The following is a 24,997-nucleotide window of genomic DNA, read 5'->3' on the forward strand; positions in this document are numbered from 1 at the left end:
TCCCCCATCGTGCTCACGCTTCTTGCCGCCGACGTCGTTGCGCGGCGGCAAGAAGCGTGAGCAAGTCGGGCTCTCTAGGGTGGGGGCGTGGCTGCCGCACCGTCGCTCGATGACCCGTCCACCCCGCCGACCGCCGTCGCGCAGCTCGCCGCGGCGGAGATCGCCCGCCGCACCGGCGTCGAGCAGCACGACGTCGCGCTGACCCTCGGCAGCGGCTGGGGCCGCGCGGCCGAGCGTCTCGGCGAGATCGTCGCGCGCATCCCGGCGGAGGAGGTCCCCGGGTTCTCCGCGTCCGGCATCCCGGGCCACTCCGGGACGCTCACCTCCGTGCGCCTGCCGAACGGGTCGCACGCGCTCGTGGTCGGGGCCCGCACCCACTTCTACGAGGGCAAGGGCGTGCGCCGCGTCGTGCACAGCGTCCGCGCCGCCGCCGCGGCGGGCGCGAAGGTCATGGTGCTGACGAACGGCGCGGGCGGCATCGACCCGTCGTGGACGCCCGGCACGCCGGTGCTCATCTCCGACCACATCAACCTCACCGCCGCCTCGCCGCTCGAGGGCGCGACGTTCATCGACGTCACCGACCTGTACGCGAAGCGCCTCCGGGACCTCGCCCGCGAGGTCGATCCGTCCCTCGACGAGGGCGTCTACGTCCAGTTCCGCGGCCCGCAGTTCGAGACGCCCGCCGAGGTGCGGATGGCGCGCGCGATCGGCGGCACCATCGTCGGCATGTCGACGGCGATCGAGGCCGTCGCCGCGCGCGAGGCCGGCGTGGAGGTGTTCGGCATCAGCCTCATCACCAACCTCGCCGCCGGGATCTCGGACAGCCCGCTGAACCACGAGGAGGTGCTCGAGGCCGGCCGGAACGCGGAGGACCGCCTCGCCGACCTCCTGTCGCGGATCGTCCACCGGATCGCCGACGACCTCGCAGCGCGATGACGGACCTCGGCGCGCTCGAGGCCGCGGCGCGGGCCTGGCTCGCGATCGACCCCGACCCGGTGACGCGGGCGGAGACGGAGGCGCTGCTCGCGGCCGGAGACGAGCGCGGGCTCGCCGACCGGTTCGACGGCCGGCTCGAGTTCGGCACGGCCGGGCTGCGCGGCGCGCTGGGCGCCGGGCCGCTGCGCATGAACCGCGTCGTCGTGCGGCAGACGACGGCCGGCCTCGCGCGCTTCCTCCTGGCCCGCGAGCCGCGGCCGACCGCCGTGGTCGGGTACGACGGCCGCCGCAACTCCAAGGTGTTCGCGGAGGACGCCGCCGCGGTGCTCGCCGCCGCGGGCGTCGCGGCGACGCTGCTGCCCGCGGCGCTCCCCACCCCCGTCCTCGCCTTCGCCGTGCGGGACCTCGGCGCGTCCGCGGGCGTGATGATCACCGCCTCCCACAACCCGGCGCCGGACAACGGCTACAAGCTCTACCTCGGCGGCGAGGACGCGGGCTCGCAGCTCGTCTCCCCCGCGGACCGCGAGGTGCTCGTGGCGATCGAGGCGGCCGTCGCCGACGGGGCGGGCGCCGACGGCGGCGATCCGAGCGGCGTCGTGGTCGCGGGTGAGGAGGTGCTGTACCGGTACGTCGCCGCGACGGCCGGGCTCGCCACCCCTTCCGGCACCCTTCCCTGGGTCTACACGCCGATGCACGGCGTCGGGCTGGCGACCGTGCGGCGCGTGCTGGCACGGACCGCGTTCGACGCCCCCTCGGTCGTGCCGGAGCAGGCGCAGCCCGACCCGGACTTCCCCACCGCACCGTTCCCGAACCCCGAGGAGCCCGGCACGCTCGATCTCGCGACAGCGCTCGCAGATCGGGAGGGGGCGGCGCTCGTCCTCGCGAACGACCCCGACGCCGACCGCCTGGCGGTCGCGGTGCGCACGCCGGAGGGGTGGAGGCGCCTCAGCGGGAACGAGGTCGGGCTGCTGCTCGGATGGCGGATCGCGTCCCGCTCCGACGTCGCCGGGGGCTCGCTCGCGTCCTCGATCGTGTCGACGCCGGGCCTCGCGCGCATCGCGGAGCGGTTCGGCTTCCTCCACGTCGAGACGCTGACGGGCTTCAAGTGGATCTCGCGGGTGCCCGGGATGCTGTTCGGGTTCGAGGAGGCGCTCGGCTACCTCGTCGACCCGGACGTCGTCCGGGACAAGGACGGGATCTCGGCGCTCGTCGCGGTGCTGTCGACCGCGCACGAGCTGGCCGGGAACGGCCGCACGCTCCTCGACCTGCTCGGCGAGATCGAGGAGGCGATCGGGCGCTTCGACTCCGACCAGGTGTCCATCCGCGTCGACGACCTCCGGGCGCTCGGTGCGATGACCGCGCGGCTGCGCGCGGACCCGCCGACCGCGATCGGCGGGCTGGAGGTGCTCGAGGCCGACGACCTGTCGACCGGCGACGCCGGCCTCCCGCCGACGGATGCGCTGCGCTACCGCCTCGCCTCGGGCGCCCGCATGATCGTGCGTCCGTCCGGCACGGAGCCGAAGCTCAAGGTCTACCTCGACGTCGTGTCCGAGGCGCCGACCGCGCCGGAGCGCGCCGCCGCGACCGCCCGCACCCTGGACGCCCTCCGCGCCGCTGTCCGCCCCCTCCTCAGCATCTGACCCTCCGTTTCGGAGGACGCCGACTCCTACAGAACGAAGCGTGCGGGGGCGGGGAGGCAGGGCTAGTCGAGGGCGTCGGCGAGCTTCGCCTCGACCTCCGCCTGGTCGAGGATGTTGTCGATCACGATCACCTGCGCGTAGGTGCGCCCGATCGCCGCGACCTTCTCCGAGGTCGCGAGGACGACCTGGGCCTCCTCAGCGAGCTCGCGCACGTGCTCCGCGTCCGTCGCCGTCACCGTCGCCTCGATGCCGAGGCGCTGCAGCGCGCGGGTCGCGGTGACGCGGAGGATCTCGCTCGTCCCGACACCCGCCCCGCACACCGTGAGGATCTGCACCGCCATCGGCGCCTCCTAGTCGATCGCGTCGAAGCCGCTCGTGATCCGGTCGGCGAGCGCCTCCCGGTCCTCGAGCGGCAGGAACGCGGACTCGGCCGCGTTCAGCTGGAACGTGAGGAGGTCGTCGAGGTCGTAGTCGAACGCCTCCGTCAGCAGCGCGAGCTCCTTCGACAGGCTCGTGCCGCTCATCAGCCGGTTGTCGGTGTTCACGGTGACCCGGAACCCGAGCTGGTAGAGCAGGTCGAACGGGTGGTCCTCGAGCGAGTCGCCCCACGCGGCGATCGCGCCGGTCTGCAGGTTCGAGGAGGGCGACAGCTCGAGCGCGATCTGCCGATCGCGGATCCAGCGCGCGAGCCGGCCGACCGTGACGTACGAGCGGTCGTCGTCCTCCCGTTCGACCACGAGGTCCTCCGCGAGCCGGACGCCGTGCCCGATGCGGAGCGCGCGGCCGTCGAAGAGCGCGGAGCGGATGGAGTCGAGCCCGTCGGCCTCCCCCGCGTGCACGGTCGCCGGGACGTGCTGCTCGGCGAGGTAGTCGAACGCGACCCGGTGCCGCGACGGCGGGAACCCGGCCTCGGCGCCCGCGATGTCGAAGCCGACGACGCCCCGGTCCCGGTGCCGCACGGCGAGCTCCGCGATCTCGAGGCCGCGGTCCGCGTGCCGCATCGCGGTGACGAGCTGGCCGACCCGGATGCTCCGGCCGCTGCGCTGCACGCGCTCGACGCCCGTGTCCAGCCCGCGCTGGACCGCCTCGACCGCGCCGTCGAGCGTGAGGCCGCGCTCGAGGTGCTGCTCGGGCGCCCAGCGGACCTCGCCGTAGAGCACGCCGTCGTCCGCGAGGTCCTCCACGAACTCCCGCGCGACGCGCTCGAGGTTCGGGGCGGTCTGCATCACGCCGGTCGTGACCGCGAACGTCTTCAGGTACTCGACGAGCGACCCGGAGTCGGCCTGCCCGCGGAACCACGCCCCGAGCGACTCCCCGTCGGTCGCCGCGACCTCGACGCCCGCGTCCTGCGCGAGCTCGAACACCGTCGCCGGCCGGAGCCCGCCGTCGAGGTGGTCGTGCAGCGACACCTTCGGCAGCTTCGCCGCATCCACATCGCCCCAGAGGAGCCACCCCGCCATGGGGTCAGGATAGGCGACGCCGGTCCGGACGCCCCGGGGACCGGCAGGTCCTCAGCAGCCGGGCCCTCAGGCGATGCGCGCGGCGACGATCGGCCGACTCGGCACCGGGGTGCCGGCCGGAGCGATGGTCATGGCGCCCTCGAGCGCCTCGAGCGCGCGCGGGATGCGGTCCGCCTCCTCCGTGCGGAGGACCGCGAGGGGCTCACCCGCGCGGACCGCGTCCCCGGGCTTCGCGTGCAGCAGGATGCCCGCCCCGTGCTGGACCGGGTCGCCCTGCCGCGCCCGGCCCGCGCCGAGGCGCCACGCGGCGACGCCGACGGCGCGCGCGTCCTGCTCGACGAGGACGCCGTCGGCCTCCGCGACGACGACGTGCGCCTCGCGCCCGACCGGCAGCGGCGCGTCCGGGTCGCCGCCCTGCGCCCGGATCATGCGACGCCACGCGTCCATGGCGCGGCCGTCGTCGAGCGCCGCCTCGACGTCCGCGTCGGGCCGGCCGGCGAGGGCGAGCATCTCCCGCGCGAGCGCGACCGTCAGCTCCCGGACGTCGGCGGGCCCGCCGCCGGCGAGCACCTCCACGCTCTCGGCGACCTCGACCGCGTTGCCGATCGCGCGGCCCAGCGGCACGGCCATGTCGGTCAGCAGCGCCACGGTCGTCACACCGGCGTCCCCGCCGAGCTCGACCATGGTCCGGGCCAGCTCCTCCGCGCGCTCGCGCTGCGGCAGGAAGGCGCCGGACCCGAACTTCACGTCGAGGACGAGGGAGGACGTGCCCTCCGCGATCTTCTTCGACATGATGCTCGACGCGATGAGCGGGATCGCCTCGACCGTGCCCGTGGTGTCTCGGAGGGCGTAGAGCCGCTTGTCGGCGGGCGCGAGGTCGGCGCCGGCGGCGCAGATCGCCGCCCCGACGTCGGCGAGCTGCGCCCGCAGCGCGCCCGGCGAGAGGTCCGCGCGCCAGCCGGGGATCGACTCGAGCTTGTCGAGCGTGCCGCCGGTGTGGCCGAGGCCGCGCCCGGAGAGCTGGGGGACGGCGACGCCGAACGCGGCGACGAGGGGCGCGAGCGGGAGCGTGATCTTGTCGCCGACGCCGCCGGTCGAGTGCTTGTCCACGGTCGGCTTCCCGAGCCCGGCGAACGACATCCGCTCGCCCGAGTCGATCATCGCGAGGGTCAGGTCGCGGATCTCCCGGCGGTCCATGCCGTTCAGCAGCACCGCCATCGCCCAGGCGGACATCTGCTCGTCCGCGACGACGCCGCGCGTGTACGCGTCGACGAGCCAGCGGATCCGGTCGGTGTCCAGGGCGTGACCGTCGCGCTTGGCGGCGATCACCTCGACGGCGTCGAACGGTTCGGTCACCGGTCCACGCTACCGACGCCGACCGGGCCCGGGCTCACCGCGCTGCGACCGGCCCGACGGTCATGAACGCGGGTCCCGGCGCGCAGGCGACCGCCTTCGGGTCCGAATAGAAGAACGCCGTCGTCGAGTGCGGCGGGTACACGCGGTAGCCGTCGCCCTTCCGCACCGTGCAGCCGTCGAGCGGGCCGCCGTTCGTGCCGATGTTCACGATCGACAGCGGTGCGGCGACCGTGTCGCCGGCCTGCAGCGTCAGCGTGCGGACGTCGGACTGGTTCCGCGTCGCCGGCCTGCCGAGCTGCGTGCCGTTCCCGTCGCCGACCACGGAGACGCCCGGCGTGCCGCGCAGCGCGCACGGGGTGCCGCCGGTGTTCGTGAAGAGCACCTGGTACCCGACGCTGCCCGCACCGCCGCCGTCCCGATCCGCGATGACGCTCACGCCGAGGTCCGTGCACTGGTTCGCCGGGCGCCCGGGATCCGGATCCGCGCGCGTCGTCGTCGGCTCGGGCGTCGCGGTGGGCGCCGTCTCGGTCGGCGTCGGGGCCGCGCTCGAGGGCGGGGCGGACGCGGTGGGCGCGACCGTGATCGTCGGCGAGGACGTCGGCTGCGTCGCCTGCGACCCGCATCCCGTCAGCGCCAGCACCAGCGCGGCGCCGAGCGCCGCTCCCCCGAGGACCCGCATGGCTGCACCGTAGCCCGCTCCGGCGACCGGCCGGTGGTCCCACGACGGCCGGGACTGCTCCCGCGGTCCTCCTAGGCTCGTCCGGTGGCTCCCGTGGACCTGCTCATCAGCGATGCGACCGTCCTCACGCACACGGAGGGCGCGGCACCCGGCTACCCGGACGATCCCGGCGCAGCCCGGGCGGTCGCGCACCTGCTCGAGCACCACGACGTCGGGATCGCGGACGGCGCGATCGCCTGGGTGCTGCCGACCGGCACCGCGGCGCCGGAGGAGCGCGAGGGCGCCCGCGTGATCGACGGCCGCGGCCGCCTCGCCATGCCGGGGCTCATCAACTGCCACACCCACTCCGCCATGACGATGTTCCGCGGGTCGGCGGAGGACGTGCCGGTGCACTCGTGGTTCAACGACCACATCTGGCCGATGGAGGTGAACCTCACGCCGCACGACGTCGCACTCGGGGCCCGCCTGGCGATCGCGGAGATGCTGCTCGCCGGTGTGACCACCTTCTGCGACCACTACTTCTCGATGGACGAGATCGCGAAGGAGGTGTCGGCGAGCGGCGCCCGCGCCGTGCTGGCGCCGACCTACTTCTCGTCGGAGGGGGCGGCCGGGCTGGACCGCTCGGCGGCCTTCGCCGCGGAGTGGCACGGCGCCGCCGACGGCCGCATCACCGCGATGATGGGCCCGCACGCGACCTACACGGTCGTCGACGCCGACCTCGAGCGCACCGCGCGCATCGCGATGGAGCTCGGGATCCGCACCCACCTCCACGCCGCGGAGGGCATGTTCCAGACCGAGTCGAGCCTCGAGCAGCGCGGCGTCACGCCGATGCAGGTGCTCCAGGACACGGGGCTCCTCGAAGCGGGCGTGCTCATCGCGCACGGCGCGGGCATCACGCCCGACGACGTCCGATGGCTCGCCCCGGTCGCCGACCGGATCGGCGTCGCGGCCTGCGACAAGGTCTACCTGAAGCACGCGCAGCAGAGCACGACGCCCGTGCGCCTGCTCCACGACGCCGGCGTCCCGGTCGGCATCGGCACGGACGGCCCGGCCTCCGGCAACACGCTCAGCGTGCTCGAGAGCATGCGGACGCTCTCGCTCGTCGAGAAGCAGAAGGAGGCGGACGCCACCTGGCTGACGAGCGCGCACGCGCTCGACCTCGCGACCCGGCAGAGCGCACTCACGGCGGGGCTCGGCGACCGGATCGGCGCGCTCCTCCCCGGCCGGCGCGCGGACGTCGTCCTGGTCGACCTCGGCCGGCCGCACCTGCAGCCCCTGCACGACATCGCCGCCGCGCTCGTGCTCAGCGTGCAGGAGTCGGACGTCCGCACCGTCCTCGTCGACGGTCGCGTCGTCGTCGACGAGGGGCGGCTGACGACGCTCGACGTGCAGGAGGCGATCGACGGCCTGACCGCCCGCATCCCGCAGCTGCGCGACCGCTCGCACGGCCGCCGCATCCAGGACTACGCCCCCTGAGGACTGCTGGTTCACCGATACGGAGATCCGCGCGCGGAGCGCCCGGATCTCCGTATCGGTGAACCAGCGACGGAGGGGTCAGCCCTTGACGTAGGGGCGGCCCGCGGCGGCCGGACCGCGGACGCGGCCGACGAGGCCGGCGACCGCGACGATCGTCACGACGTAGGGCAGCGTGAGCAGGATGTCGGACGGGACGGGGCTGCCGACGATGCCGAGGATGTTCGCCACCTGGCTCGCGAAGCCGAACAGCAGGCCGGCGGCGGAGGCGCGCAGCGGGTCCCAGCGGCCGAAGATCACCGCGGCGAGGGCGATGTAGCCGGCGCCCGAGGTGATGTTCTGGCTGAACGCACCGACCGAGCCGAGCGTGAAGTACGCGCCGCCGAGTCCGACGATCGCGCCGGCGAGCGCCACGTTCCAGAAGCGCGTCCGGGCGACGTTGATGCCGACGGTGTCGGCCGCCTGCGGGTGCTCGCCGACCGCGCGGAGGCGGAGCCCCCAGCGGGTGCGGGTCAGCCCGATCCAGACCACGAACACGGCGATGATCATCAGGTAGGTGACGATCGACTGGTCGAACAGCAGCGGCCCGAGGACCGGGATCAGCGAGAGCCCGGGGATCGGGAGGTTCGAGAACGTGGGCGGCTGATTCAGGGTGTCCGTCGCCGGGATGAGCACCGACTGGTACAGGAACGTCGTCAGGCCGAGCACGAGCACGTTGAGCACGACGCCCACGATGACCTGGTTCACGACGTACTTGATCGACAGCGCCGCGAGCACGAACGAGACGAGCGTGCCGGCGATCACCGCGCCGACGAGGCCGACGAAGAGGTTCTTCGTGACGGAGGCGAGCACCGCCGAGACGAAGGCGCCGGCGAGCAGCTGCCCCTCGATGGCGATGTTCACGACGCCCACGCGCTCGGACACGACGCCGCCGAGCGCGCCGAAGATGAGCGGGGCGGCGAGCGCGAGCGAGCCGGTGAGCAGGCCGATGATCGGCAGCCGCTGGCCCGCGGTCGCCCAGGCGAGGAAGCCGACGACGAGCGCGAGGGCGAACACGACGACGAGCCAGCGCGAGGAGGCGCCGCGGAGCCGCACGAGCGCCGCGGCGACGACCGCGAGCAGCACCGCGATCACGGCGACGACGACACCGGTGCCGCGGACCGGGAACCGGACGTCGGGCAGCGCGACGGTGCCGGACTGCGCGAACGAGAACGTCGAGACGCCGTCCCGGCCGAACACGACGAACAGCAGGATCGCGAGCAGCGCGAACGCACCCAGTGCGATCGGCGTCTTGTAGCTGACGCCCTTCGTCGTGGTCGCGGTGGCGGCGGGCTCGGTCGTGGTCGCGGTCACGCGACGACCCCCTTCGGCTGCGGGAGGCGGAAGATCCACCGGACGAGGGGCGGCGCCGCGATGAAGAGCACGATCACCGACTGCACGACCTGGACGGCGTTGATGTCGACGTTCTGCGCCGCCTGCATCGTGTAGCCGCCGGCCTGGAACACGCCGAAGAGGATCCCGGCCCAGAACACGCCCCAGGGGCGCGAGCGGCCGAGCAGTGCGACCGTGATCGCGTTGAAGCCGATGCCGGCGTCGACGCCGCTCGTGAAGCCCGTGGTCGTGGTGCCGAGCACCTGGTAGACGCCGGCGAAGCCGACGAGCACGCCGGAGATCACCATGGCGGCGGTGAACACGCGGTCGACCTCGATGCCGGCGACCCGGGCGGCGCGCGCGTTCTCGCCGACCGCGCGCATCTTGAAGCCGATGCTCGAGCGGGAGAGCAGCCAGGAGCAGGCGAAGGTCGCCGCGATCGCGAGGACGAAGCCGATGTTCACGTGGTACTCGGCGGGCAGCACGTTGAAGAAGATCGCGTTCGCGTTCTCGGGCGGACTGATCGGGTTCACCGACTTCGGGTCCTGGAGGAGCGGCGTCTGCAGCGCGAAGTCGAGCAGGTAGTAGACGACGTAGTTGAGCATGATCGTGACGATCACCTCGTTGGCGCCGGTGCGCGCCTTCAGGACGCCGACGAGGCCCGCGAGCAGACCGCCGCCGAGCAGGCCGAACAGCACCGCGACGATGAGCGTGATGATCGGCGGCCCGTCCCAGGTGAAGCCGACGTAGCCGGCGAACGCCGCGCCCATCAGCACCTGGCCCTGCCCGCCGATGTTGAAGACGCCGGATCGGAACGCGACCGCGATGCCGAGGCCGGCCGCGATCAGCGGGGTCGCGAAGCCGATCGAGTGGCCGAGCGACTGGAGCGCGACGAGCGGGTTCGCCTGCGAGAAGTCGTAGACGCCGCCCTGGAACAGGGCGAGGTACGACCCGCTGACGCACGCCCAGATGGCGGAGAGCATGTCGGTCGGGCGGGCGAAGAAGTAGCCGGCCGTCGACTGCACGGTCGGGTTCGTGGCGGCGATCAGGATCGCGCCGACGACGAGCGCGATGACGACCGCGAGGATCGTCGTCAGCGCGTTGCCGTCGCGGATCGCGATGAGCGTCGAGCCGATCGGGCCGCGCTCCGGCGGCTTCGGGAGCCTCGCGCGCTCCTCCGGCGGGATCGACTCGGGGTCGAGGCCGGCGCCCGCCATCCCGGTCTCGCCGACGGGGACGCCGCCGGCCGGGCTCATCCCGCTCACGCGGCGGTCCGCACGTCATCGGGCAGCTCGCCCGCCATCATCAGGCCGAGCACGTCGCGGGACGTGTCCCCGGGCACGATGCCGACGATGCGGCCGCGGTACATCACGGCGATGCGGTCGGCCAGCGCGGCGACCTCGTCGAGCTCCGTGGAGATCACGATCACCGGCACTCCTTCGTCACGGGTCGCCACGATCCTCTCGTGGACGAACTCGATCGACCCCACGTCCAGGCCCCGCGTCGGCTGCGCGGCCACGAACAGGCGGAGGTCGCGCGAGAGCTCGCGCGCGAGGACGACCTTCTGCTGGTTGCCGCCGGACAGGCGACCGACGTGCGTGTCGATCCCCTGGGCGCGGACGTCGAACTCCTTGACCGTCGCGGTGGCAAAGGACTCGAGGTCGCGGCGCTGCACCGCGCCGCCCTTCACGAACGGCGCGCCGTCGGAGCGGTCGAGCATGAGGTTCTCCGCGATCGAGAACTCGGCGACGAGCGCGTCCTCCTGCCGGTCCTCCGGCACGAACCCGACGCCCGCGTCGAGCACCTGCCGCACGGAGGCCCCGGTGATGTCCCGACCGTCGAGGGTGATCGTGCCGCGCACGTCGTCCTGCAGCCCGAGCAGCGCCTCGGTGAGCTCGGTCTGCCCGTTGCCCTGCACACCCGCGATCGCGAGGATCTCGCCCCGGCGCACGACGAAGTCGACGTCGTCGACGACGATCTGGCCCGCGGCGTCGAGCACGCTGAGGCCCGCGACCTGCAGGCCGACGTCGCCGCCCGTCGACGGGGCGCGCTGGACCGTCAGCTCGACGCTCCGGCCGACCATCAGCGACGCGAGCTCCGCGTTCGAGGCGGTCGGCTCGGCCTCGCCGACGACCTTGCCGAGGCGGACGACCGTGATGCGGTCCGCGACCTCGCGGACCTCCCGCAGCTTGTGCGTGATGAAGACGATGGCGGTGCCCGCGTCGCGGAGCTGCCGCATGATCGCGATCAGCTCATCGGTCTCCTGCGGCGTGAGGACCGCCGTGGGCTCGTCGAACACGAGCACCTTCGCGTCGCGCGACAGCGCCTTCACGATCTCGACGCGCTGCTGGACGCCGACGGGCAGGTCCTCGACGAGCGCGTCCGGGTCGAGGTCGAAGCCGAAGCGCGCGGAGATCTCCTGCACGCGCGCCCGGGCGGCCGGGAGGTCGAGGAATCCGGCCTTCGTCTGCTCGTGGCCGAGCATGAGGTTCTCCGCCACGGTGAAGACGGGGATGAGCATGAAGTGCTGGTGCACCATGCCGATGCCCGCGCGCATCGCGTCGCCCGGGCCGGTGAAGTGCTGCGCGACGCCGTCGAGCCGGATCTCCCCCGAGTCCGCCCGCAGCAGCCCGTAGAGGATGTTCATCAGCGTCGACTTGCCCGCGCCGTTCTCACCGAGCAGGCAGTGGATCTCCCCCGGTTCGACGGTGAGATCGATGTGGTCGTTGGCCACGAGAGCGCCGAACGCCTTCGTGATGCCGCTGAGCTCGAGGCGCACGTGCCCTCCTTGACGCAGGACGGCCGGAGCCGGGCGGGTGCCCGGCTCCGGCTCGAACCGAATTGCTTCTTCTTACTTGAGCGTGGTCGCCGCCGGCGAGTCGACCGTGATCGACCCGTCGATGATGCCCGCCTTGATCGTGTCGAGCTCGCTCGAGAGCGACGACGGCACCTTCGACTCGTAGTCGTGGAACGGGGCGAGCGCGACGCCGCCGTTCTTCAGGTCGCCGATGTAGGTGCTGTTGTCGAACTTGCCGGACGCCGCGAGGGACGTCGCGGTCTGCGCCGCCAGGTCGACCTTCTTGACGATCGAGGTGAGGATCTTGTCCTTCACCGTCGCGTCGGACTGGAACACGTCGGCGTCCACACCCTCGAGCACCGCGTCGCCGCTGCCGATCGCCTTGTAAGCGCCCTGGTAGAGCGAGCCGGCGACCGGGATGATCACGTTCGCGCCCTGGTCGAGGAAGCCGGAGGCGATCTGCTTCGACTTGTTCTGGTCGGTGAAGTTGCCGACGAACGAGCCGTTCTGGCTCTTCACGTTCCAGCCGAGGAGCTTGACGCTCTTCTTCTTCTGCGTGTTGTAGTACGCGACGCCGTCCGCGACGCCGTCCATGAAGATGGTGACGGTCGGGAACTTCTGGCCGCCGTACGTGGCGACCGCGGGGGTCTTCGAGACGCTGTCCGCGTAGGCGGCCGCGGCGTAGCCGCCGAGGAAGGCCGCCTCCGACGTCTTGAAGACGACGTCCTTGACGTTCGGCAGCTCCGGCGTCGTGGTGTTGTCGATCATCACGTAGTCGATCTTCGGGTTGGCCTTCGCCGACGCGACCAGCGGGTCGCCGAACTGGAAGCCGGCGGCGACGATCGAGTTGCACTTCTGCGCGACGAGGCTCGCGAACGCAGGCGCGTAGTCGGTGGAGGTCTGCGACTGCACCTTCTTCGCGGTGGTGCCGATCTGCTTGGCCGCGGCCTGGACGCCCTCGAGGGAGAGCTCGTTGAAGGAGTGGTCGTTGAAGCCGCCGACGTCGCCGACCACGCAGGGCAGGAAGGTGGACTTCGAGGCGGAGGAGGTCGCGCTGGGCGCCGAACCGCAGCCGGTGAGGAGGGCGACGGTGCCGAGCGCCGCCACGGCGCCCAGGCCGATCCGCTTGGTGAGCGATGTCAAGGAGGGACCCTTCGTCAGGTGCTGTGAAGCCGTGCAGCGCGTGTGGGCGCGGCGGGCCGTCCGTCAGGGTAATGACGCCGTGTTACGGACGACGACCTCGTGCACCGCCTGCGGCGGATGGTTATCGATCCGATACCCCTGGAACCCGGGGGTCAGTCCTCCGGCCGCGTCGCCGCGTACTCGACGAGCTGCCGCGGGCCGAAGGCGTCGGGCAGCACCTGGTCGATCGTCCGCACGCCCGAGACCGTCTCGAGCACCATGCCCGGAGCGGCGTGCTCGACGAGCAGCTGGCGGCACCGGCCGCACGGCATGAGCGCCCGGCCGTCGCCGTCGACGCAGGCGAACGCCGTCAGCAGGCCGCCGCCGGTCATGACGAGCTCGGAGACCATCGAGCACTCCGCGCAGAGCGTGACGCCGTAGGAGGCGTTCTCGACGTTGCACCCGGAGACGATGCGGCCGTCGTCCACGAGCGCCGCGGCCCCGACCGGGAAGTGCGAGTAGGGGACGTAGGCCTTCTCCATCGCGGCGCGAGCCGCATCCCGCAACCTGCCCCAGTCGACGTCGCTCATGCTCCGATTCTCGTTCACGGATACGGAGATCCGCGGCGCGGAGCGTCCCGGATCTCCGTATCCGTGAACGAGGAACGTGGGGCTACAGCACGTCGGTGCGGCCGCTCAGCTTCAGCGCGTCGACGACGCTCTTCACGCGCTGGGCGTGCTCGCTCGTCGTGACGAGCAGGGCGTCCTCCGTGTCGACGACGACGATGTTCTCGACGCCGATCAGCGTGATGAGGCGGTCGCGGTCGGTCACGACGATGCCGCTCGACGAGTCCGCGAGGACGCGCGCGTGCTCGCCGAGGATCGCCAGGTCGCTCCCCCGGCCGCCCGACTGCAGCTTCGCGATGGAGGCGAAGTCGCCCACGTCGTCCCAGGGGAACTCGCCGACGACGACCGCGAGGCGGCCGGCCGCGGCGGCCGGCTCCGCGACGGAGTAGTCGATCGCGATCTTCTCGAGCCTCGGCCACTCCTCGTCGACGACGACGCCGCGCTCCGGCGTGTCCCACGCGGCGGCGAGCCGGCGGAGGCCCGCGACGAGCTGCGGCTTCGTCTTCGCCATCTCGTCGAGCAGGGCGTCCGCCCGGGCGATGAACATGCCGCCGTTCCAGAGGTAGCGGCCCGACTCGACGTACTCGCGGGCGGTGGCGAGGTCCGGCTTCTCCACGAACCGCGTCACGGCGTAGGCGGCGGTCGTGCCGGGCACGTCGAGCTTCTGGCCGCCCTCGATGTACCCGAACCCGATCGCCGGCTCGCTCGGGAGGATGCCGATCGTGGCGATGTAGCCGGCGTCCGCCACCGCGACCGCCTCGACGACGGCCTGGCGGAAGCGGCGCTGGTCGCCGATGACGTGGTCCGCCGCGAACGAGCCGATGATCACGCCGGGCTCGCGGTGCTCGAGGATCGCGGCCGCGAGGCCGATCGCCGCCGAGGAGTCCTTCCCCTCGCTCTCGAGCACCACGTTGCGGTCCTCGAGCTTCGGCAGCTGCTCCTCCACCGCGGCGCGGTGCGCGCGGCCGCAGACGACCATCACGCGGTCGTCGCCGGCGATCGGCGAGAGCCGGTCCCACGTCTCCTTGAGCAGCGTCTGCCCCGACCCGGTGAGGTCGTGGAGGAATTTCGGCGCGTCGGCCCGGGAGAGCGGCCAGAGCCGCGAGCCGATCCCGCCGGCGGGGATCACGGCGTAGAACCGCTCGACCGCCTCCGGCTCCGTGCCCCGACCGGCCCAGCGCATCGTCCCGTCCGTCATGGGGCCACAGTAACGACGGGCCCCGCTCGGGGGCGGGACAGCGCCCCCGTTCCTGTGCGAGGCGCCCCCGCGCCCAACGTAGGATCGCCGTCGAACGACGTACTGGAGAGGCTGCGGAGAACGATGGTGTCACTCAGGCCCGAGACCGTGACGAAGCCCGTCGCGGCACCGAGGAGGCCCGCCGGGACCGTGTACCGCGGCCATGAGGGCATGTGGTCGTGGGTCCTGCACCGGATCACCGGCGTCGCGATCTTCTTCTTCCTGCTCGTGCACGTGCTCGACACCGCGCTCGTCCGGATCTCGCCGCAGACCTACAACGGCGTCATCGAGACGTACAAGAACCCGATCATGGGGCTCGGCGAGCTCGCCCTCGTGGCGGCGATCGTGTTCCACGCCTTCAACGGGCTGCGGATCATCCTCATCGACTTCTGGAGCGTCGGCACGAAGCACCAGCGCGCGATGTTCTGGATCGTGATCGCGCTCTGGGTCGTGCTCATGGCCGGCTTCGCGCCGCGCCAGCTGATGGTGATCATGACGGAGGTGCAGTGATGGCCACGACCATCGAGGCCCCCCGCACCGCGCGCCCCCGCCGCAACGTCGAGAAGTGGGGCTGGATCTACATGCGCGCCTCCGGCGTCGTGCTGGTCGTGCTGATCTTCGGCCACCTCTTCATCAACCTCGTCGCCGGCGAGGGCGTGAAGCAGGTCGACTTCGCCTTCATCGCGGGCAAGTGGGCGAACCCGTTCTGGATGGTCTGGGACGGGCTCATGCTCTGGCTCGCGCTCATCCACGGCGGCAACGGGATGCGCACGATCACGAACGACTACGTGACGAACCCGACCGCGAACCGCCTCCTGAAGGGCGCCATCCTCGTGGCGGTCGTCCTCCTCATCATCCTGGGAACCCTCGTGATCACGACCTTCGACCCCTGCCCGCCGAACGCCGCCCCGGGCACCCTCGACGTCTCGCTCTGCCGGGCGCTCGGCCGGTGAACGCTCGCATCGAGAACCCGACGGGGCCGATCCGCCGGGTCGCGGAGCGCATCGCGCACCGCGCGGCGGAGGCCGTCGCGCCGCCGAAGCGCGCGTCCGAGACGATGGGCTGGACCGACGACGGCCCCGACGAGCGCGAGATCGACGGGATCCTCTACCACCGGCACGACGTCGTCATCGTCGGTGCCGGCGGTGCGGGCATGCGCGCGGCGATCGAGGCCGGTCCGAAGGCGAAGACCGCCGTCATCACGAAGCTCTATCCCACCCGCTCCCACACGGGCGCGGCGCAGGGCGGCATGGCCGCCGCGCTCGCGAACGTGGAGGAGGACAGCTGGGAGTGGCACACCTTCGACACGGTGAAGGGCGGCGACTACCTGGTGGACCAGGATGCCGCCGAGATCCTCGCGAAGGAGGCCATCGACGCGGTCATCGACCTCGAGAACATGGGCCTGCCGTTCAACCGCACGCCCGAGGGCAAGATCGACCAGCGCCGCTTCGGCGGCCACACGGCCGACCACGGCAAGAGCCCGGTCCGCCGCGCCTGCTACGCCGCGGACCGCACCGGTCACATGATCCTGCAGACGCTGTACCAGAACTGCGTCAAGCACGGCATCGACTTCTACAACGAGTACTACGCGCTCGACCTCGCGATGACGGACGTGGAGGAGAACGGGCGGATCGTCTCGCGCCCCTCCGGCGTCGTCGCGTACGAGCTCGCGACCGGCCGCATCCACGTCTTCCAGGCGAAGTCGATCGTGTTCGCGACGGGCGGCTTCGGGAAGATCTACAAGACGACCTCGAACGCGCACACGCTCACGGGCGACGGCGTCGGGATCGTCTGGCGCAAGGGCCTCCCGCTCGAGGACATGGAGTTCTTCCAGTTCCACCCGACCGGCCTCGCGAAGCTCGGCATCCTCCTCACGGAGGGCGCCCGCGGTGAGGGCGCGATCCTCCGCAATGCGTCCGGCGAGCGGTTCATGGAGCGCTACGCGCCCACGATCAAGGACCTCGCGCCGCGCGACATCGTCTCCCGCTGCATGGTGCAGGAGGTCGCGGAGGGCCGCGGCGCCGGTCCGCTGAAGGACTACGTGCTCCTCGACTGCACCCACCTGGGCGCCGAGGTGCTCGAGACGAAGCTGCCGGACATCACCGAGTTCGCCCGCACCTACCTCGGCGTCGACCCCGTCGTCGAGCCGGTGCCGGTCATGCCGACCGCGCACTACGCGATGGGCGGCATCCCGACCAACGTGAAGGCGGAGGTGCTCTCGGACAACGACACCGTCGTGCCCGGCCTGTACGCCGCCGGCGAGTGCGCGTGCGTGTCCGTCCACGGCTCGAACCGCCTCGGCACGAACTCGCTGCTCGACATCAACGTGTTCGGCAAGCGCGCCGGCAACAACGCGGTCGACTACGCGCGCAGCGCCCGGTTCGTGCCGCTCCCGAAGGACCCGGCGAAGGCCGTGCGCGACCTCGTCGAGCAGCTCCGCACCTCCACCGGCACCGAGCGGATCGCGGACCTCCGCAAGGAGCTCCAGGACAACATGGACGCCTCCGCCCAGGTGTTCCGCACGGACGAGTCCCTCGCGAAGGTCACCGAGACCATTCACGGGCTGCGCGAGCGCTACCGGAACATCGGCATCCAGGACAAGGGCAAGCGGTTCAACACCGACCTGCTCGAGGCCATCGAGCTCGGGTTCCTGCTCGACCTCGCCGAGGTCGTCGTCTACTCCGCGCGGAACCGCAAGGAGAGCCGCGGCGGTCACATGCGCGACGACTTCCCGAAGCGCGACGACGCGAACTACATGCAGCACACGATGGCGTACCTCACGGGCGACCCGCACTCGTCCGACGCCGCCGACCACATCAAGCTCGACTGGAAGCCCGTCGTCGTGACCCGCTACCAGCCGATGGAGCGGAAGTACTGAAGCAGCCATGACGATCACTGCTCTCCCCGGCGTCACCGACGCCGTCATGAACCCCGCGATCAAGCGCCGGCCCGCCGAGGGCTTCACGACGATCACGCTGATCGTCCGACGCTTCGACCCCGAGGTGGACGACGAGCCGCGCTGGGTCGACTACGACGTGGACACGTTGCCGACGGACCGCATCCTCGACGCGCTGCACAAGATCAAGTGGGAGCAGGACGGCTCGCTCACGTTCCGCCGCTCGTGCGCCCACGGCGTCTGCGGCTCGGACGCGATGCGCATCAACGGCCGCAACCGCCTCGCGTGCAAGACGCTCGTGAAGGACCTCGACGTCTCGAAGCCGATCTACGTCGAGGCGATCAAGGGCCTGCCCCTCGAGAAGGACCTCGTCGTCGACATGGAGCCGTTCTTCGCCTCCTTCCGCGCCGTGCAGCCCTTCCTCCAGTCGCACACCGCGCCGCCGGAGGGCCGCGAGCGTCTGCAGTCCGCCGCCGACCGCGAGCGGTTCGACGACACCACGAAGTGCATCCTCTGCGCCGCGTGCACGTCGTCCTGCCCGGTGTTCTGGACCGACGGGCAGTACTTCGGGCCGGCCGCGATCGTGAACGCGCACCGCTTCATCTTCGACAGCCGCGACGAGGAGGCGGAGGTCCGCCTCGACATCCTCAACGACAAGGAGGGCGTCTGGCGCTGCCGCACGACCTTCAACTGCTCCGAGGCCTGCCCGCGCGGCATCCAGATCACGAAGGCGATCAGCGAGGTCAAGGCGGCGACGATCCGCCGGCCCGACAAGATCAAGATCGCGTAGCCCTCGCGGCTCGAGCACCACTTTGCTCACGCTTCTTGCCGCCTGACCGAGGGTCGGGCGGCAAGAAGCGTGAGCAAAGTCCGTTTCGGCGGGGCGATCGGGCGCCGCTCCGTGTGGCGCCCGCCCTCGGGCGGGGGTCGCCCGTAGCGTGACCGCGCTGTGGGACGACGAACGGAAGGCGCGGGATCGAGGCGGATCCTCGCGGCGGTGGCGGCGGGCGCGCTGAGCGTGGCGACCCTGACCGGCCTGGTCGCCGCTCCCGCGAACGCGGTCACGCCGACGCCGACGGTCACCTCCAAGCCCACCTCAAAGCCCACCGGGAAGCCCACGCCCTCCCCCACGGCGACGCCCTGGCCCGTCGGCGTCGCGCTGCAGGCCCGGGTCGCCGTGAACGGCGCCGTGCTCACGCTGCCCGCGACCGACGGGCTGCGCGACCGGACGACCGTGCGCGTCCTGGCCGCCTCCGGCGGGAAGGTCGACCTCGACGCCTACCGCGGGAAGAAGGTCGTCCACCTCGCCGCCCGGATCGCGCTCCGGAAGGTGCAGCAGGGCTGGGCGAAGACGATCACCGTCGACGCCGCCGACCTGACGACGGGGACCTGGCGGCTCCGCACGAAGCGCTCCGACCTGCCCGGCGTCTGGGCGTGGGGCACGACCTCCGTCCGCGTGGGGTCCGGCGCCGCCGTCCACGTTGCGGTCCGACCGGCCGCGACCGTGCTCTACCCGTACCGGGACGGCGTCCTCGATGCGGCGGTCGTCCGCGTGACCGGGCAGGACGAGACGCGGACGGCGGTGCCCGTCGTCGGCACGGTCCGCATCGACGCGGGCCGGAAGCACCTGACGCGAACGCTGTCGAAGGCCGGCGCCGCGTCGCTGCCGGTGACGGCGCTGCCCCTCGGTCCGGCGACGCTCACCACCACGGTCACCGGCCCGACGGGGAAGAAGGCGGTGCGCCGCACGGCGTTGACCCTCGCGCCGACCGCGGTCGGGAGCCTCCGCATCGCGCGGTCCTCGGACACCGTGCAGCCGGTGGTCGACGGTCTGCTCGACTCCGTCGTGCTGACGACCTCGGGTGCGGCGTCCGGCGGCTCGCCGGCGAAGGTCTCCGGGACCCTGACGGTGTCCAAGGGGAGCACGGTCGCGCAGCGGTTCGTCGTGAAGGACGGGAAGCAGCACGCCTTCACCTGGAACGGGCGCGTCAAGGGCGTCGTCGTCCCCGGCACCTGGACCGCGACCCTCGCCCTCAAGGGACCGCAGGGCGTCGTCCGGACGAGGACGGCGAAACTCGTCGTCACGAAGAAGCACCTGCCGTACGCGGTCCGCGAGATGTTCACGATCGCCGCCGGCAACCAGCAGGGGCTCGCCGTCCGGAACGGCTTCTTCTACGTCGGCTACGACATCGGGAACGGGCAGTCGAAGATCGAGCGCTACGACGGCACGGGGATGCCGGCCGGCACGCTCGGCCCGCTGCCGATCGAGCACGTCGCGGAGCTCGCCTACTCCACGACCACGGACAGGATCTACGCGGCGAACGGCGGCAGCAGCACGCCGACGATGGTCTACGCGATCGACCCGGTGTGGGACCCGGACGCACCGCCCGCCGACCCGTCGACCGCGATCACGCAGCGGTTCGACCTCACCGCGCTCGGCGTCAACGGCATGGTCGCGGTCGACGACGTGAACAAGCGGCTCCTGGTCTTCTCGAGCACGGCGAAGAGCTCCGGCTACCAGGTGAGCTCCGTGACGCTCACCGACACCCCCGTCCTCGATGCGAACGGCGCGCCCGTGCTGAACGACGACGGCACGCCGAAGGTCGTCCCGGCGGGCACCGTCACCGCGACCGTCCCGGTGTCGATCGACGGCGTGCCGCAGGGCATCGACCTCGTCGGGCAGCAGCTCTGGATCTACACGAGCCTGAAGAAGGTCAACCACGTCGCGAAGTACGACCTGCGGTCGAACGCGCTGCTGACGGCGTCCGCCGCGACCGCCTCGTCCGACCTGTACTGGGGCGGCGAGGGCGAGGGCATGGCCACCGTCCAGGCGACGGACACCGGCGACGGCCTCCCCGCATGGATCTACGTCGGCGCCCACGACCTGATGTACAAGAAGAACCCGCTCGCGCCGAACCACATCGGACAGCTGGTCCCGGTCACCGACAACGACTGATCCGGACCGCCTCCCGTCCTCCGCCCGGCGCTACGCTGGCGCCGTGTCGGCCGGTGAGCTCGGCTCCTACCTCCGCGCACGGCGGGAGGCCGTGCCGCCGGAGTCCGTCGGCGTCGCCACCGGCGCCCGCCGCCGCGTCGCGGGCCTCCGCCGCGAGGAGGTCGCGCTGCTCGCCGGCATCAGCGCCGAGTACTACGTCCGGCTCGAGCAGGGCCGCGAGCGGAACCCGTCGCCGCAGGTCGTCGCGGGCCTCGTCCGGGCGCTGGCCCTCGACCGCCCCGCGGAGGACTTCCTTCGCGCCCTCGCCGGTCAGCCGCCGTCGCCCCGGCGCAGCGCCACCACCGACCCGGGCCTCGTCGCGTTCCTCGACGCGCTGTCGACGACCCCCGCGATGGCGCACGACCGCGTCCTGACGGTCGTCGCGTCCAACCGGCTCGCCCGCGGACTGACGCCGGCGTTCACCCCCGGCGTCAACCTCCTCCGCGCCGCGCTGTTCGACCCGGGTCTCCGCTCCCTCTACCAGGGTGCCGAGGAGGCGATCGGCCGCCTGGTGTCCTACCTGCGCGCGCAGGCGGCGGTGCCCCCGCCCGACCCCCGGCTGGCGGACCTCGTCGCGGAGCTCTCCGCCGCGAGTCCCCTCTTCGCCTTGCTCTGGGCCCGCCAGGAGGTCGTGCCCGCGGCGAACGGCGTGAACCTGCTCCTGCACGAGCGGTACGGGGCGCTCGAGCTGCGGTTCGAGCGCCTGACGCCCGCCGGCAGCGACGACCCCGTCGTGGTCGTGTACCACGCGGCCCCCGGCAGCGCGACGGAGCGGGCGCTCGAGGCGCTCGCCCGGGATCAGCTCGGCGCCGCCGCCGCACTCGGGGCGGAGGACGGCAGCGCCACGGTTCGGATCCACTCGAGCGCCGCATCGGCCACGTCGGGCCAGCCCGAGTCGAGCGTCAAGGAGTGGCCCCGCCCCTCGAACTCGCGGTAGTCCGTCACGGCCGGCCCGCCCTCGTAGAGCTTCAGCACGGCCCGGGTGACGGAGGCCGGGACGGTGTGGTCCTCCGTGCCGGACACGAGCAGCAGCGGACCGCGCTCCGCGGCGGTGTCCACGGTCGCCGGGGAGCGGCGCGAGAGGTTCGCGGTCGCGTCCTCGAACAGCGGGCGCCCGGGACCCGGGATGGTCCACGCCTCATGGAGGCGGTCGGACTCCTCCCGCGGGATCGCGTTGCCGAACGCATACCGGAACTGGGACGGCGTGAGGGAGACGGTCCTCCCGCGGTTCGCCGGGTTGCCGAGCACGGGCAGCGCCGAGCGGAGCTGGGCGAACGGCAGGACGCGCACCCCCTTGATCGGCGCGGGGTCGACGGCGATCGCCGCCGACGCGTACCCGTGCACCAGCAGCTCCTGCGCGATGAGGCCGCCGAAGGAGTGCCCCACGACGATCGGGCGGGCCGGCAGCCCCTCGATCAGCTCGGCGAAGGCGTGGCAGATCGCCTCGATGCCGACCCCTTCGAGCGCGGACGGGTCCTCCCGCGTCGCCGCGACAGTGGCCCGGTCGCCGGGCCAGCCGGGCGCGCTGGTGGTGAACCCCTCCTGCTCGAAGCGGGCCTGCCAGGGTGCCCAAGCGCTCGCGTGGATCCAGAGTCCGTGGATGAAGAGGACGTGGGGGACGGGGTCGGTCATGACGGGTTCGCTCTCTCGTTCGGGGCGGGGTGGACTCGGCGCAGGTCGGGTCAGAGGGTTTGCACGAGGCCGCCGTCGATCCGCAGGTCGGCGCCCGTGACATTGCCCGCCCGGCCGCCGGCGAGCAGCAGCACGAGGTCGGCGACCTCCTCGGGACGGGTGAAGCGGCCGGTGCTGAAGCCCGCCCGGGCCGCCCGGACGACGGACTCGGGGTCGACGCCGGATGCGGCGCCGAGCGTCGAGGCGACACCGCCGCCGCCGAGCCACAGGTCCGTCTCGACCGGGCCGGGGCTGATCGTGTTGAACCGGATGCCGGCCGGACCGAACTCCTTGGACAGCGACTTCGAGATGTTCCAGAGCGCCGCCTTCGCGGCGGAGTAGTCGACGACGACCGGGTCCGGGAGGTAGGCGTTTACGGACGCGATCGAGACGACCGCGCCGCGGCCGCGCTCGACCATGCCCGGGAGGACGGCGCGGATCGCGCGAAGGGCGGCGAAGAGGTCGAGCTCGAAGGTCCGGCGCCAGTCGCCGTCGGACACGGCGAGGAAGCCGTCGGTGCGCGGGGCGACGGCACCCGCGTTGTTCACGAGGACGTCGACGTCGCCGAGCTCGGCCGCGCGCGCCACGAGCTCGGCCGGGCCGCCCTCGGTCGCCAGATCGACCTCGACCGGGTGCACCCGCCCGGCGTCGGCGAGCGTCTGCAGCGCGGGCGGCACCGACCGCGAGCCGGTCACCACGACGGCGCCCTCGTCGACGAGCGCGCGGGTCACGGCCAGGCCGATCCCCCGGCTGGCACCGGTCACGATCGCGAGGCGCCCCTCGAGCTCAAGATCCACGTCGCGACCGTAGGACCGCGCCGCCGGCGCCGGGGAGGCCGCCGTTCTCCTAGCAGCGGCGCACCCACCCGGGCAGAGACGCCGAAGTGCTCACGCTTCGTGCCGCATGATCGTCCATCAGGCGGCACGAAGCGTGAGCAAGTCGGGCAGTCAGGCGGAGGCGGGGACCTTCGCGACCTCGGCCGCCGCGGCGCGCGCCGCAGCCGCGCTCGGGGCCTTCAGCGCGGCGGCCGCGCGGGCCCTCGCCTCGTCCAGGGTCACGGTCAGCAGCTCCGCCCGCACGTCGGCGAGCGCCGCCGGCGTCATCGACAGGCTCTTCGCGCCCAGGCCGACGAGGACGACCGCGAGGGCCGGGTCCGCCGCGGCCTCACCGCAGATGCCGACGCTCTTGCCCGCTTCGGCGCCGGCCTTCCCGACCTCCGCGACGAGCCGGAGGACGGCCGGGTGCCACGGGTCCTGGAACGCGGCCACGGTGCCGAGCAGGCGGTCCGCCGCGAGCGTGTACTGGGTGAGGTCGTTCGTGCCGATCGACACGAAGTCGGCCGACTCGAGGATCTGCGGGGCGAGCAGGGCCGCGGAGGGCACCTCCACCATCACGCCGGGCGTCTTGATGCCGAGCTCGCGGGCGAGCGCGGTGAAGTACTCGGACTCCTCCGGCTCGGACACCATCGGGGCCATCACCCAGAGGTCCGCCTCGGTCGCCTCAGCGGCCTCCGCGAGCGCGGTGAGCTGCTCGCGGAGGATGTCCTCGTGGACGCGGAGCACCCGCAGGCCGCGGAGGCCGAGCGCCGGGTTCTCCTCCTCGCTGTCGTTGAGGAAGGACAGCGGCTTGTCCGCACCGGCGTCGAGCGCGCGCACGACGACCTTCTTGCCCGGGAAGGCCTTCAGCACGGCGACGTACTGCTCCTTCTGCTGCTGCACGGTCGGCGCCGACTTCGAGTCGAGGAAGAGGAACTCGGTGCGGAACAGGCCGACGCCCTCGGCTCCCAGCTCGACCGCCTTCGCCGCGTCCTTCGCGCCGCCGATGTTCGCGAGCAGCTGGACCTTCGTGCCGTCGCCGAGCGCACCCGGCGTGATGGGAGCGTTCGCCGCGGCCTTCCGCTCCTCGATCGTCCGCAGCGTCGCGGCGACCGTCTCCTCGCTCGGTTCGACCTCCACCGTGCCGGCGCCCGCGTCGACCACGACGACCTGCCCGTCCTGCAGCGAGTCCGCCGCGGAGACGCCGACGATCGCCGGGATGGAGCGCGAGCGGGCGAGGATCGCCGTGTGCGACGTCGGGCCGCCGTCCCGCGTGATGAGCGCGAGGACCTTGTCGAGGTCGAGCAGCGCCGTGTCGGCCGGCGCCAGGTCCCGCGCCACGAGCACGAACGGGGTGTCCGAGTCGGGCACGCCGGGCGCCGGGACGCCGGTGAGCTTCGCGATGATGCGCTGCGCCACGTCGCCGAGGTCGGCGGCGCGCTCGGCCATGTAGCCGCCGAGCCCCACGAGCATCACCTGGAACTCGAGGAACGCCTCGTGCACCGCCCGCTGACCGGTGCGGCCGGACCGGATGCGCGCGACCACGTCGTCGACCAGCGTCGGGTCCTCCGCCATCAGCGCCTGCGCCTCGAGCACGCCCTGGGCGTCGCCGCCTGCGCGGTGCCCGCGCTCGACGAGCTCCGCGGCGACCTGCTGCAGCGCGGTGCGCGTGCGGGCGACCTCCGCGTCGAGATCATCGGGCCGCTCGCCCTCCGGCGGCTCCGGCAGCGGATCCGGCATGCGCCGCACCGGCCCCGTCGCGAGCGCTCGTCCCACACCGATCCCGTTCAACGCCATCGCCCGTCTCCTTCGCCGTGGCCGTGTCGGACAGTCGATCAGTGTAGGACCGTGGTTGTCGAGGACAACCGTGCGGGCTTCGCCGGCGCCCAGCGCGCTCCCACCGCGACGGCAGCGGTCGCTCGG

The 24,997-nt window shown here is 72.6% G+C and carries 21 protein-coding genes and 1 pseudogene; 9 read left to right on the forward strand and 13 right to left on the reverse strand.

Annotated elements, in window-relative coordinates; genetic code table 11:
- Nucleotides 1-87 precede the first annotated feature (87 nt).
- Together CLV52_RS17380 and CLV52_RS17385 are read left to right on the forward strand one after the other, a co-directional pair.
- Nucleotides 88-936 carry a purine-nucleoside phosphorylase gene (locus CLV52_RS17380; RefSeq protein ID WP_133767662.1) on the forward strand — a complete coding sequence of 283 codons (849 nt, stop codon included), beginning with the start codon at nucleotides 88-90 and terminating at the stop codon, nucleotides 934-936.
- The gene (locus tag CLV52_RS17385; RefSeq protein WP_133767663.1) at nucleotides 933-2,576 is read left to right on the forward strand and encodes a phospho-sugar mutase; all 1,644 of its coding nucleotides are present in this window, start codon (nucleotides 933-935) and stop codon (nucleotides 2,574-2,576) included. The genes CLV52_RS17380 and CLV52_RS17385 overlap by 4 nt, the downstream gene beginning before the upstream one ends.
- Nucleotides 2,577-2,638: 62 nt before the next feature.
- Here the strand turns inward: CLV52_RS17385 and CLV52_RS17390 are convergent, their stop codons facing one another.
- The 4 genes from CLV52_RS17390 to CLV52_RS17405 form a co-directional block, all read right to left on the reverse strand.
- Entirely contained in the window at nucleotides 2,639-2,917 is a 279-nt protein-coding gene (locus tag CLV52_RS17390) for a PTS sugar transporter subunit IIB (RefSeq protein ID WP_246018201.1), read from the reverse strand.
- 9 nt (nucleotides 2,918-2,926) lie between these two features.
- A complete protein-coding gene (locus CLV52_RS17395) occupies nucleotides 2,927-4,036 on the reverse strand; it encodes an adenosine deaminase (RefSeq protein ID WP_133767664.1) in 1,110 nt (369 codons plus the stop codon).
- Between the two features lie 66 nt (nucleotides 4,037-4,102).
- On the reverse strand, nucleotides 4,103-5,392 hold the full coding sequence (locus CLV52_RS17400; RefSeq protein ID WP_133767665.1) for a thymidine phosphorylase: 1,290 nt from the start codon (nucleotides 5,390-5,392) through the stop codon (nucleotides 4,103-4,105).
- A 34-nt stretch (nucleotides 5,393-5,426) separates the two neighbouring features.
- On the reverse strand, nucleotides 5,427-6,071 hold the full coding sequence (locus tag CLV52_RS17405; protein WP_133767666.1) for a DUF4232 domain-containing protein: 645 nt from the start codon (nucleotides 6,069-6,071) through the stop codon (nucleotides 5,427-5,429).
- 84 nt (nucleotides 6,072-6,155) lie between these two features.
- Here CLV52_RS17405 and CLV52_RS17410 point away from each other — a divergent pair, with 84 nt between their 5' ends.
- Entirely contained in the window at nucleotides 6,156-7,547 is a 1,392-nt protein-coding gene (locus CLV52_RS17410; RefSeq protein ID WP_133767667.1) for an amidohydrolase, read from the forward strand.
- Between the two features lie 78 nt (nucleotides 7,548-7,625).
- Here CLV52_RS17410 and CLV52_RS17415 read toward each other — a convergent pair whose 3' ends face one another.
- The 6 genes from CLV52_RS17415 to CLV52_RS17440 all read right to left on the reverse strand — a co-directional run bounded on the left by CLV52_RS17415 (nucleotide 7,626) and on the right by CLV52_RS17440 (nucleotide 14,658).
- Entirely contained in the window at nucleotides 7,626-8,897 is a 1,272-nt protein-coding gene (locus CLV52_RS17415; protein WP_133767668.1) for an ABC transporter permease, read from the reverse strand.
- On the reverse strand, nucleotides 8,894-10,171 hold the full coding sequence (locus CLV52_RS17420) for an ABC transporter permease (RefSeq protein ID WP_246018213.1): 1,278 nt from the start codon (nucleotides 10,169-10,171) through the stop codon (nucleotides 8,894-8,896). Before CLV52_RS17420 ends, CLV52_RS17415 begins: the two co-directional genes overlap by 4 nt.
- 5 nt (nucleotides 10,172-10,176) lie before the next feature.
- On the reverse strand, nucleotides 10,177-11,694 hold the full coding sequence (locus tag CLV52_RS17425) for an ABC transporter ATP-binding protein (protein WP_133767669.1): 1,518 nt from the start codon (nucleotides 11,692-11,694) through the stop codon (nucleotides 10,177-10,179).
- Nucleotides 11,695-11,766: 72 nt separating this feature from the next.
- Complete coding sequence (locus CLV52_RS17430; RefSeq protein ID WP_133767670.1) at nucleotides 11,767-12,855, reverse strand: BMP family lipoprotein; 1,089 nt, start codon at nucleotides 12,853-12,855, stop codon at nucleotides 11,767-11,769.
- A gap of 152 nt (nucleotides 12,856-13,007) precedes the next feature.
- Nucleotides 13,008-13,424 carry a cytidine deaminase gene (locus CLV52_RS17435; protein WP_133767671.1) on the reverse strand — a complete coding sequence of 139 codons (417 nt, stop codon included), beginning with the start codon at nucleotides 13,422-13,424 and terminating at the stop codon, nucleotides 13,008-13,010.
- Between the two features lie 82 nt (nucleotides 13,425-13,506).
- Complete coding sequence (locus CLV52_RS17440; RefSeq protein WP_246018202.1) at nucleotides 13,507-14,658, reverse strand: mannose-1-phosphate guanylyltransferase; 1,152 nt, start codon at nucleotides 14,656-14,658, stop codon at nucleotides 13,507-13,509.
- Between the two features lie 123 nt (nucleotides 14,659-14,781).
- On the opposite strand from CLV52_RS17440, the gene sdhC reads away from it, so the two are divergent.
- From sdhC to CLV52_RS17470, 6 genes and pseudogenes are all read left to right on the forward strand, one after another.
- A complete protein-coding gene (gene sdhC, locus CLV52_RS17445; RefSeq protein WP_133767672.1) occupies nucleotides 14,782-15,207 on the forward strand; it encodes a succinate dehydrogenase, cytochrome b556 subunit in 426 nt (141 codons plus the stop codon).
- Entirely contained in the window at nucleotides 15,207-15,650 is a 444-nt protein-coding gene (locus CLV52_RS17450) for a succinate dehydrogenase hydrophobic membrane anchor subunit (protein WP_133767673.1), read from the forward strand. The genes sdhC and CLV52_RS17450 overlap by 1 nt, the downstream gene beginning before the upstream one ends.
- 104 nt (nucleotides 15,651-15,754) lie before the next feature.
- Entirely contained in the window at nucleotides 15,755-17,575 is a 1,821-nt protein-coding gene (sdhA, locus tag CLV52_RS17455) for a succinate dehydrogenase flavoprotein subunit (RefSeq protein ID WP_133767761.1), read from the forward strand.
- Between the two features lie 46 nt (nucleotides 17,576-17,621).
- Entirely contained in the window at nucleotides 17,622-18,383 is a 762-nt protein-coding gene (locus CLV52_RS17460) for a succinate dehydrogenase iron-sulfur subunit (RefSeq protein ID WP_133767762.1), read from the forward strand.
- Nucleotides 18,384-18,590: 207 nt separating this feature from the next.
- On the forward strand, nucleotides 18,591-20,549 hold the full coding sequence (locus CLV52_RS17465) for a hypothetical protein (RefSeq protein WP_133767674.1): 1,959 nt from the start codon (nucleotides 18,591-18,593) through the stop codon (nucleotides 20,547-20,549).
- Nucleotides 20,550-20,592: 43 nt separating this feature from the next.
- Nucleotides 20,593-21,366 (forward strand): annotated as a pseudogene (locus CLV52_RS17470) (helix-turn-helix domain-containing protein); the annotation flags it as partial.
- A gap of 20 nt (nucleotides 21,367-21,386) precedes the next feature.
- Here CLV52_RS17470 and CLV52_RS19000 read toward each other — a convergent pair.
- From CLV52_RS19000 to ptsP, 3 genes are all read right to left on the reverse strand, one after another.
- Nucleotides 21,387-22,220, reverse strand: coding sequence for an alpha/beta hydrolase (locus CLV52_RS19000; RefSeq protein WP_133767675.1), 834 nt, complete (start codon nucleotides 22,218-22,220; stop codon nucleotides 21,387-21,389).
- A gap of 50 nt (nucleotides 22,221-22,270) precedes the next feature.
- Nucleotides 22,271-23,056 carry an SDR family NAD(P)-dependent oxidoreductase gene (locus CLV52_RS17480; protein WP_133767676.1) on the reverse strand — a complete coding sequence of 262 codons (786 nt, stop codon included), beginning with the start codon at nucleotides 23,054-23,056 and terminating at the stop codon, nucleotides 22,271-22,273.
- Nucleotides 23,057-23,206: 150 nt separating this feature from the next.
- Nucleotides 23,207-24,871, reverse strand: coding sequence for a phosphoenolpyruvate--protein phosphotransferase (ptsP, locus tag CLV52_RS17485; protein WP_133767677.1), 1,665 nt, complete (start codon nucleotides 24,869-24,871; stop codon nucleotides 23,207-23,209).
- Nucleotides 24,872-24,997 lie beyond the last annotated feature (126 nt).

Source organism: Amnibacterium kyonggiense, from assembly GCF_004364555.1.
GTDB lineage: Bacteria > Actinomycetota > Actinomycetes > Actinomycetales > Microbacteriaceae > Amnibacterium > Amnibacterium kyonggiense.

Bases quoted from the DNA above. Each gene is read 5' to 3' on its own strand.
- CLV52_RS17440 (WP_246018202.1), bottom strand. From the start codon at position 14,658: ATGACGGACGGGACGATGCGCTGGGCCGGTCGGGGCACGGAGCCGGAG.
- CLV52_RS17405 (WP_133767666.1), bottom strand. From the start codon at position 6,071: ATGCGGGTCCTCGGGGGAGCGGCGCTCGGCGCCGCGCTGGTGCTGGCG.
- CLV52_RS17390 (WP_246018201.1), bottom strand. From the start codon at position 2,917: ATGGCGGTGCAGATCCTCACGGTGTGCGGGGCGGGTGTCGGGACGAGC.
- CLV52_RS17420 (WP_246018213.1), bottom strand. From the start codon at position 10,171: ATGAGCCCGGCCGGCGGCGTCCCCGTCGGCGAGACCGGGATGGCGGGC.
- CLV52_RS17435 (WP_133767671.1), bottom strand. From the start codon at position 13,424: ATGAGCGACGTCGACTGGGGCAGGTTGCGGGATGCGGCTCGCGCCGCG.
- CLV52_RS17395 (WP_133767664.1), bottom strand. From the start codon at position 4,036: ATGGCGGGGTGGCTCCTCTGGGGCGATGTGGATGCGGCGAAGCTGCCG.
- ptsP (WP_133767677.1), bottom strand. From the start codon at position 24,871: ATGGCGTTGAACGGGATCGGTGTGGGACGAGCGCTCGCGACGGGGCCG.
- CLV52_RS17385 (WP_133767663.1), top strand. From the start codon at position 933: ATGACGGACCTCGGCGCGCTCGAGGCCGCGGCGCGGGCCTGGCTCGCG.
- sdhC (WP_133767672.1), top strand. From the start codon at position 14,782: ATGGTGTCACTCAGGCCCGAGACCGTGACGAAGCCCGTCGCGGCACCG.
- CLV52_RS17460 (WP_133767762.1), top strand. From the start codon at position 17,622: ATGAACCCCGCGATCAAGCGCCGGCCCGCCGAGGGCTTCACGACGATC.
- sdhA (WP_133767761.1), top strand. From the start codon at position 15,755: ATGGGCTGGACCGACGACGGCCCCGACGAGCGCGAGATCGACGGGATC.
- CLV52_RS19000 (WP_133767675.1), bottom strand. From the start codon at position 22,220: ATGACCGACCCCGTCCCCCACGTCCTCTTCATCCACGGACTCTGGATC.
- CLV52_RS17450 (WP_133767673.1), top strand. From the start codon at position 15,207: ATGGCCACGACCATCGAGGCCCCCCGCACCGCGCGCCCCCGCCGCAAC.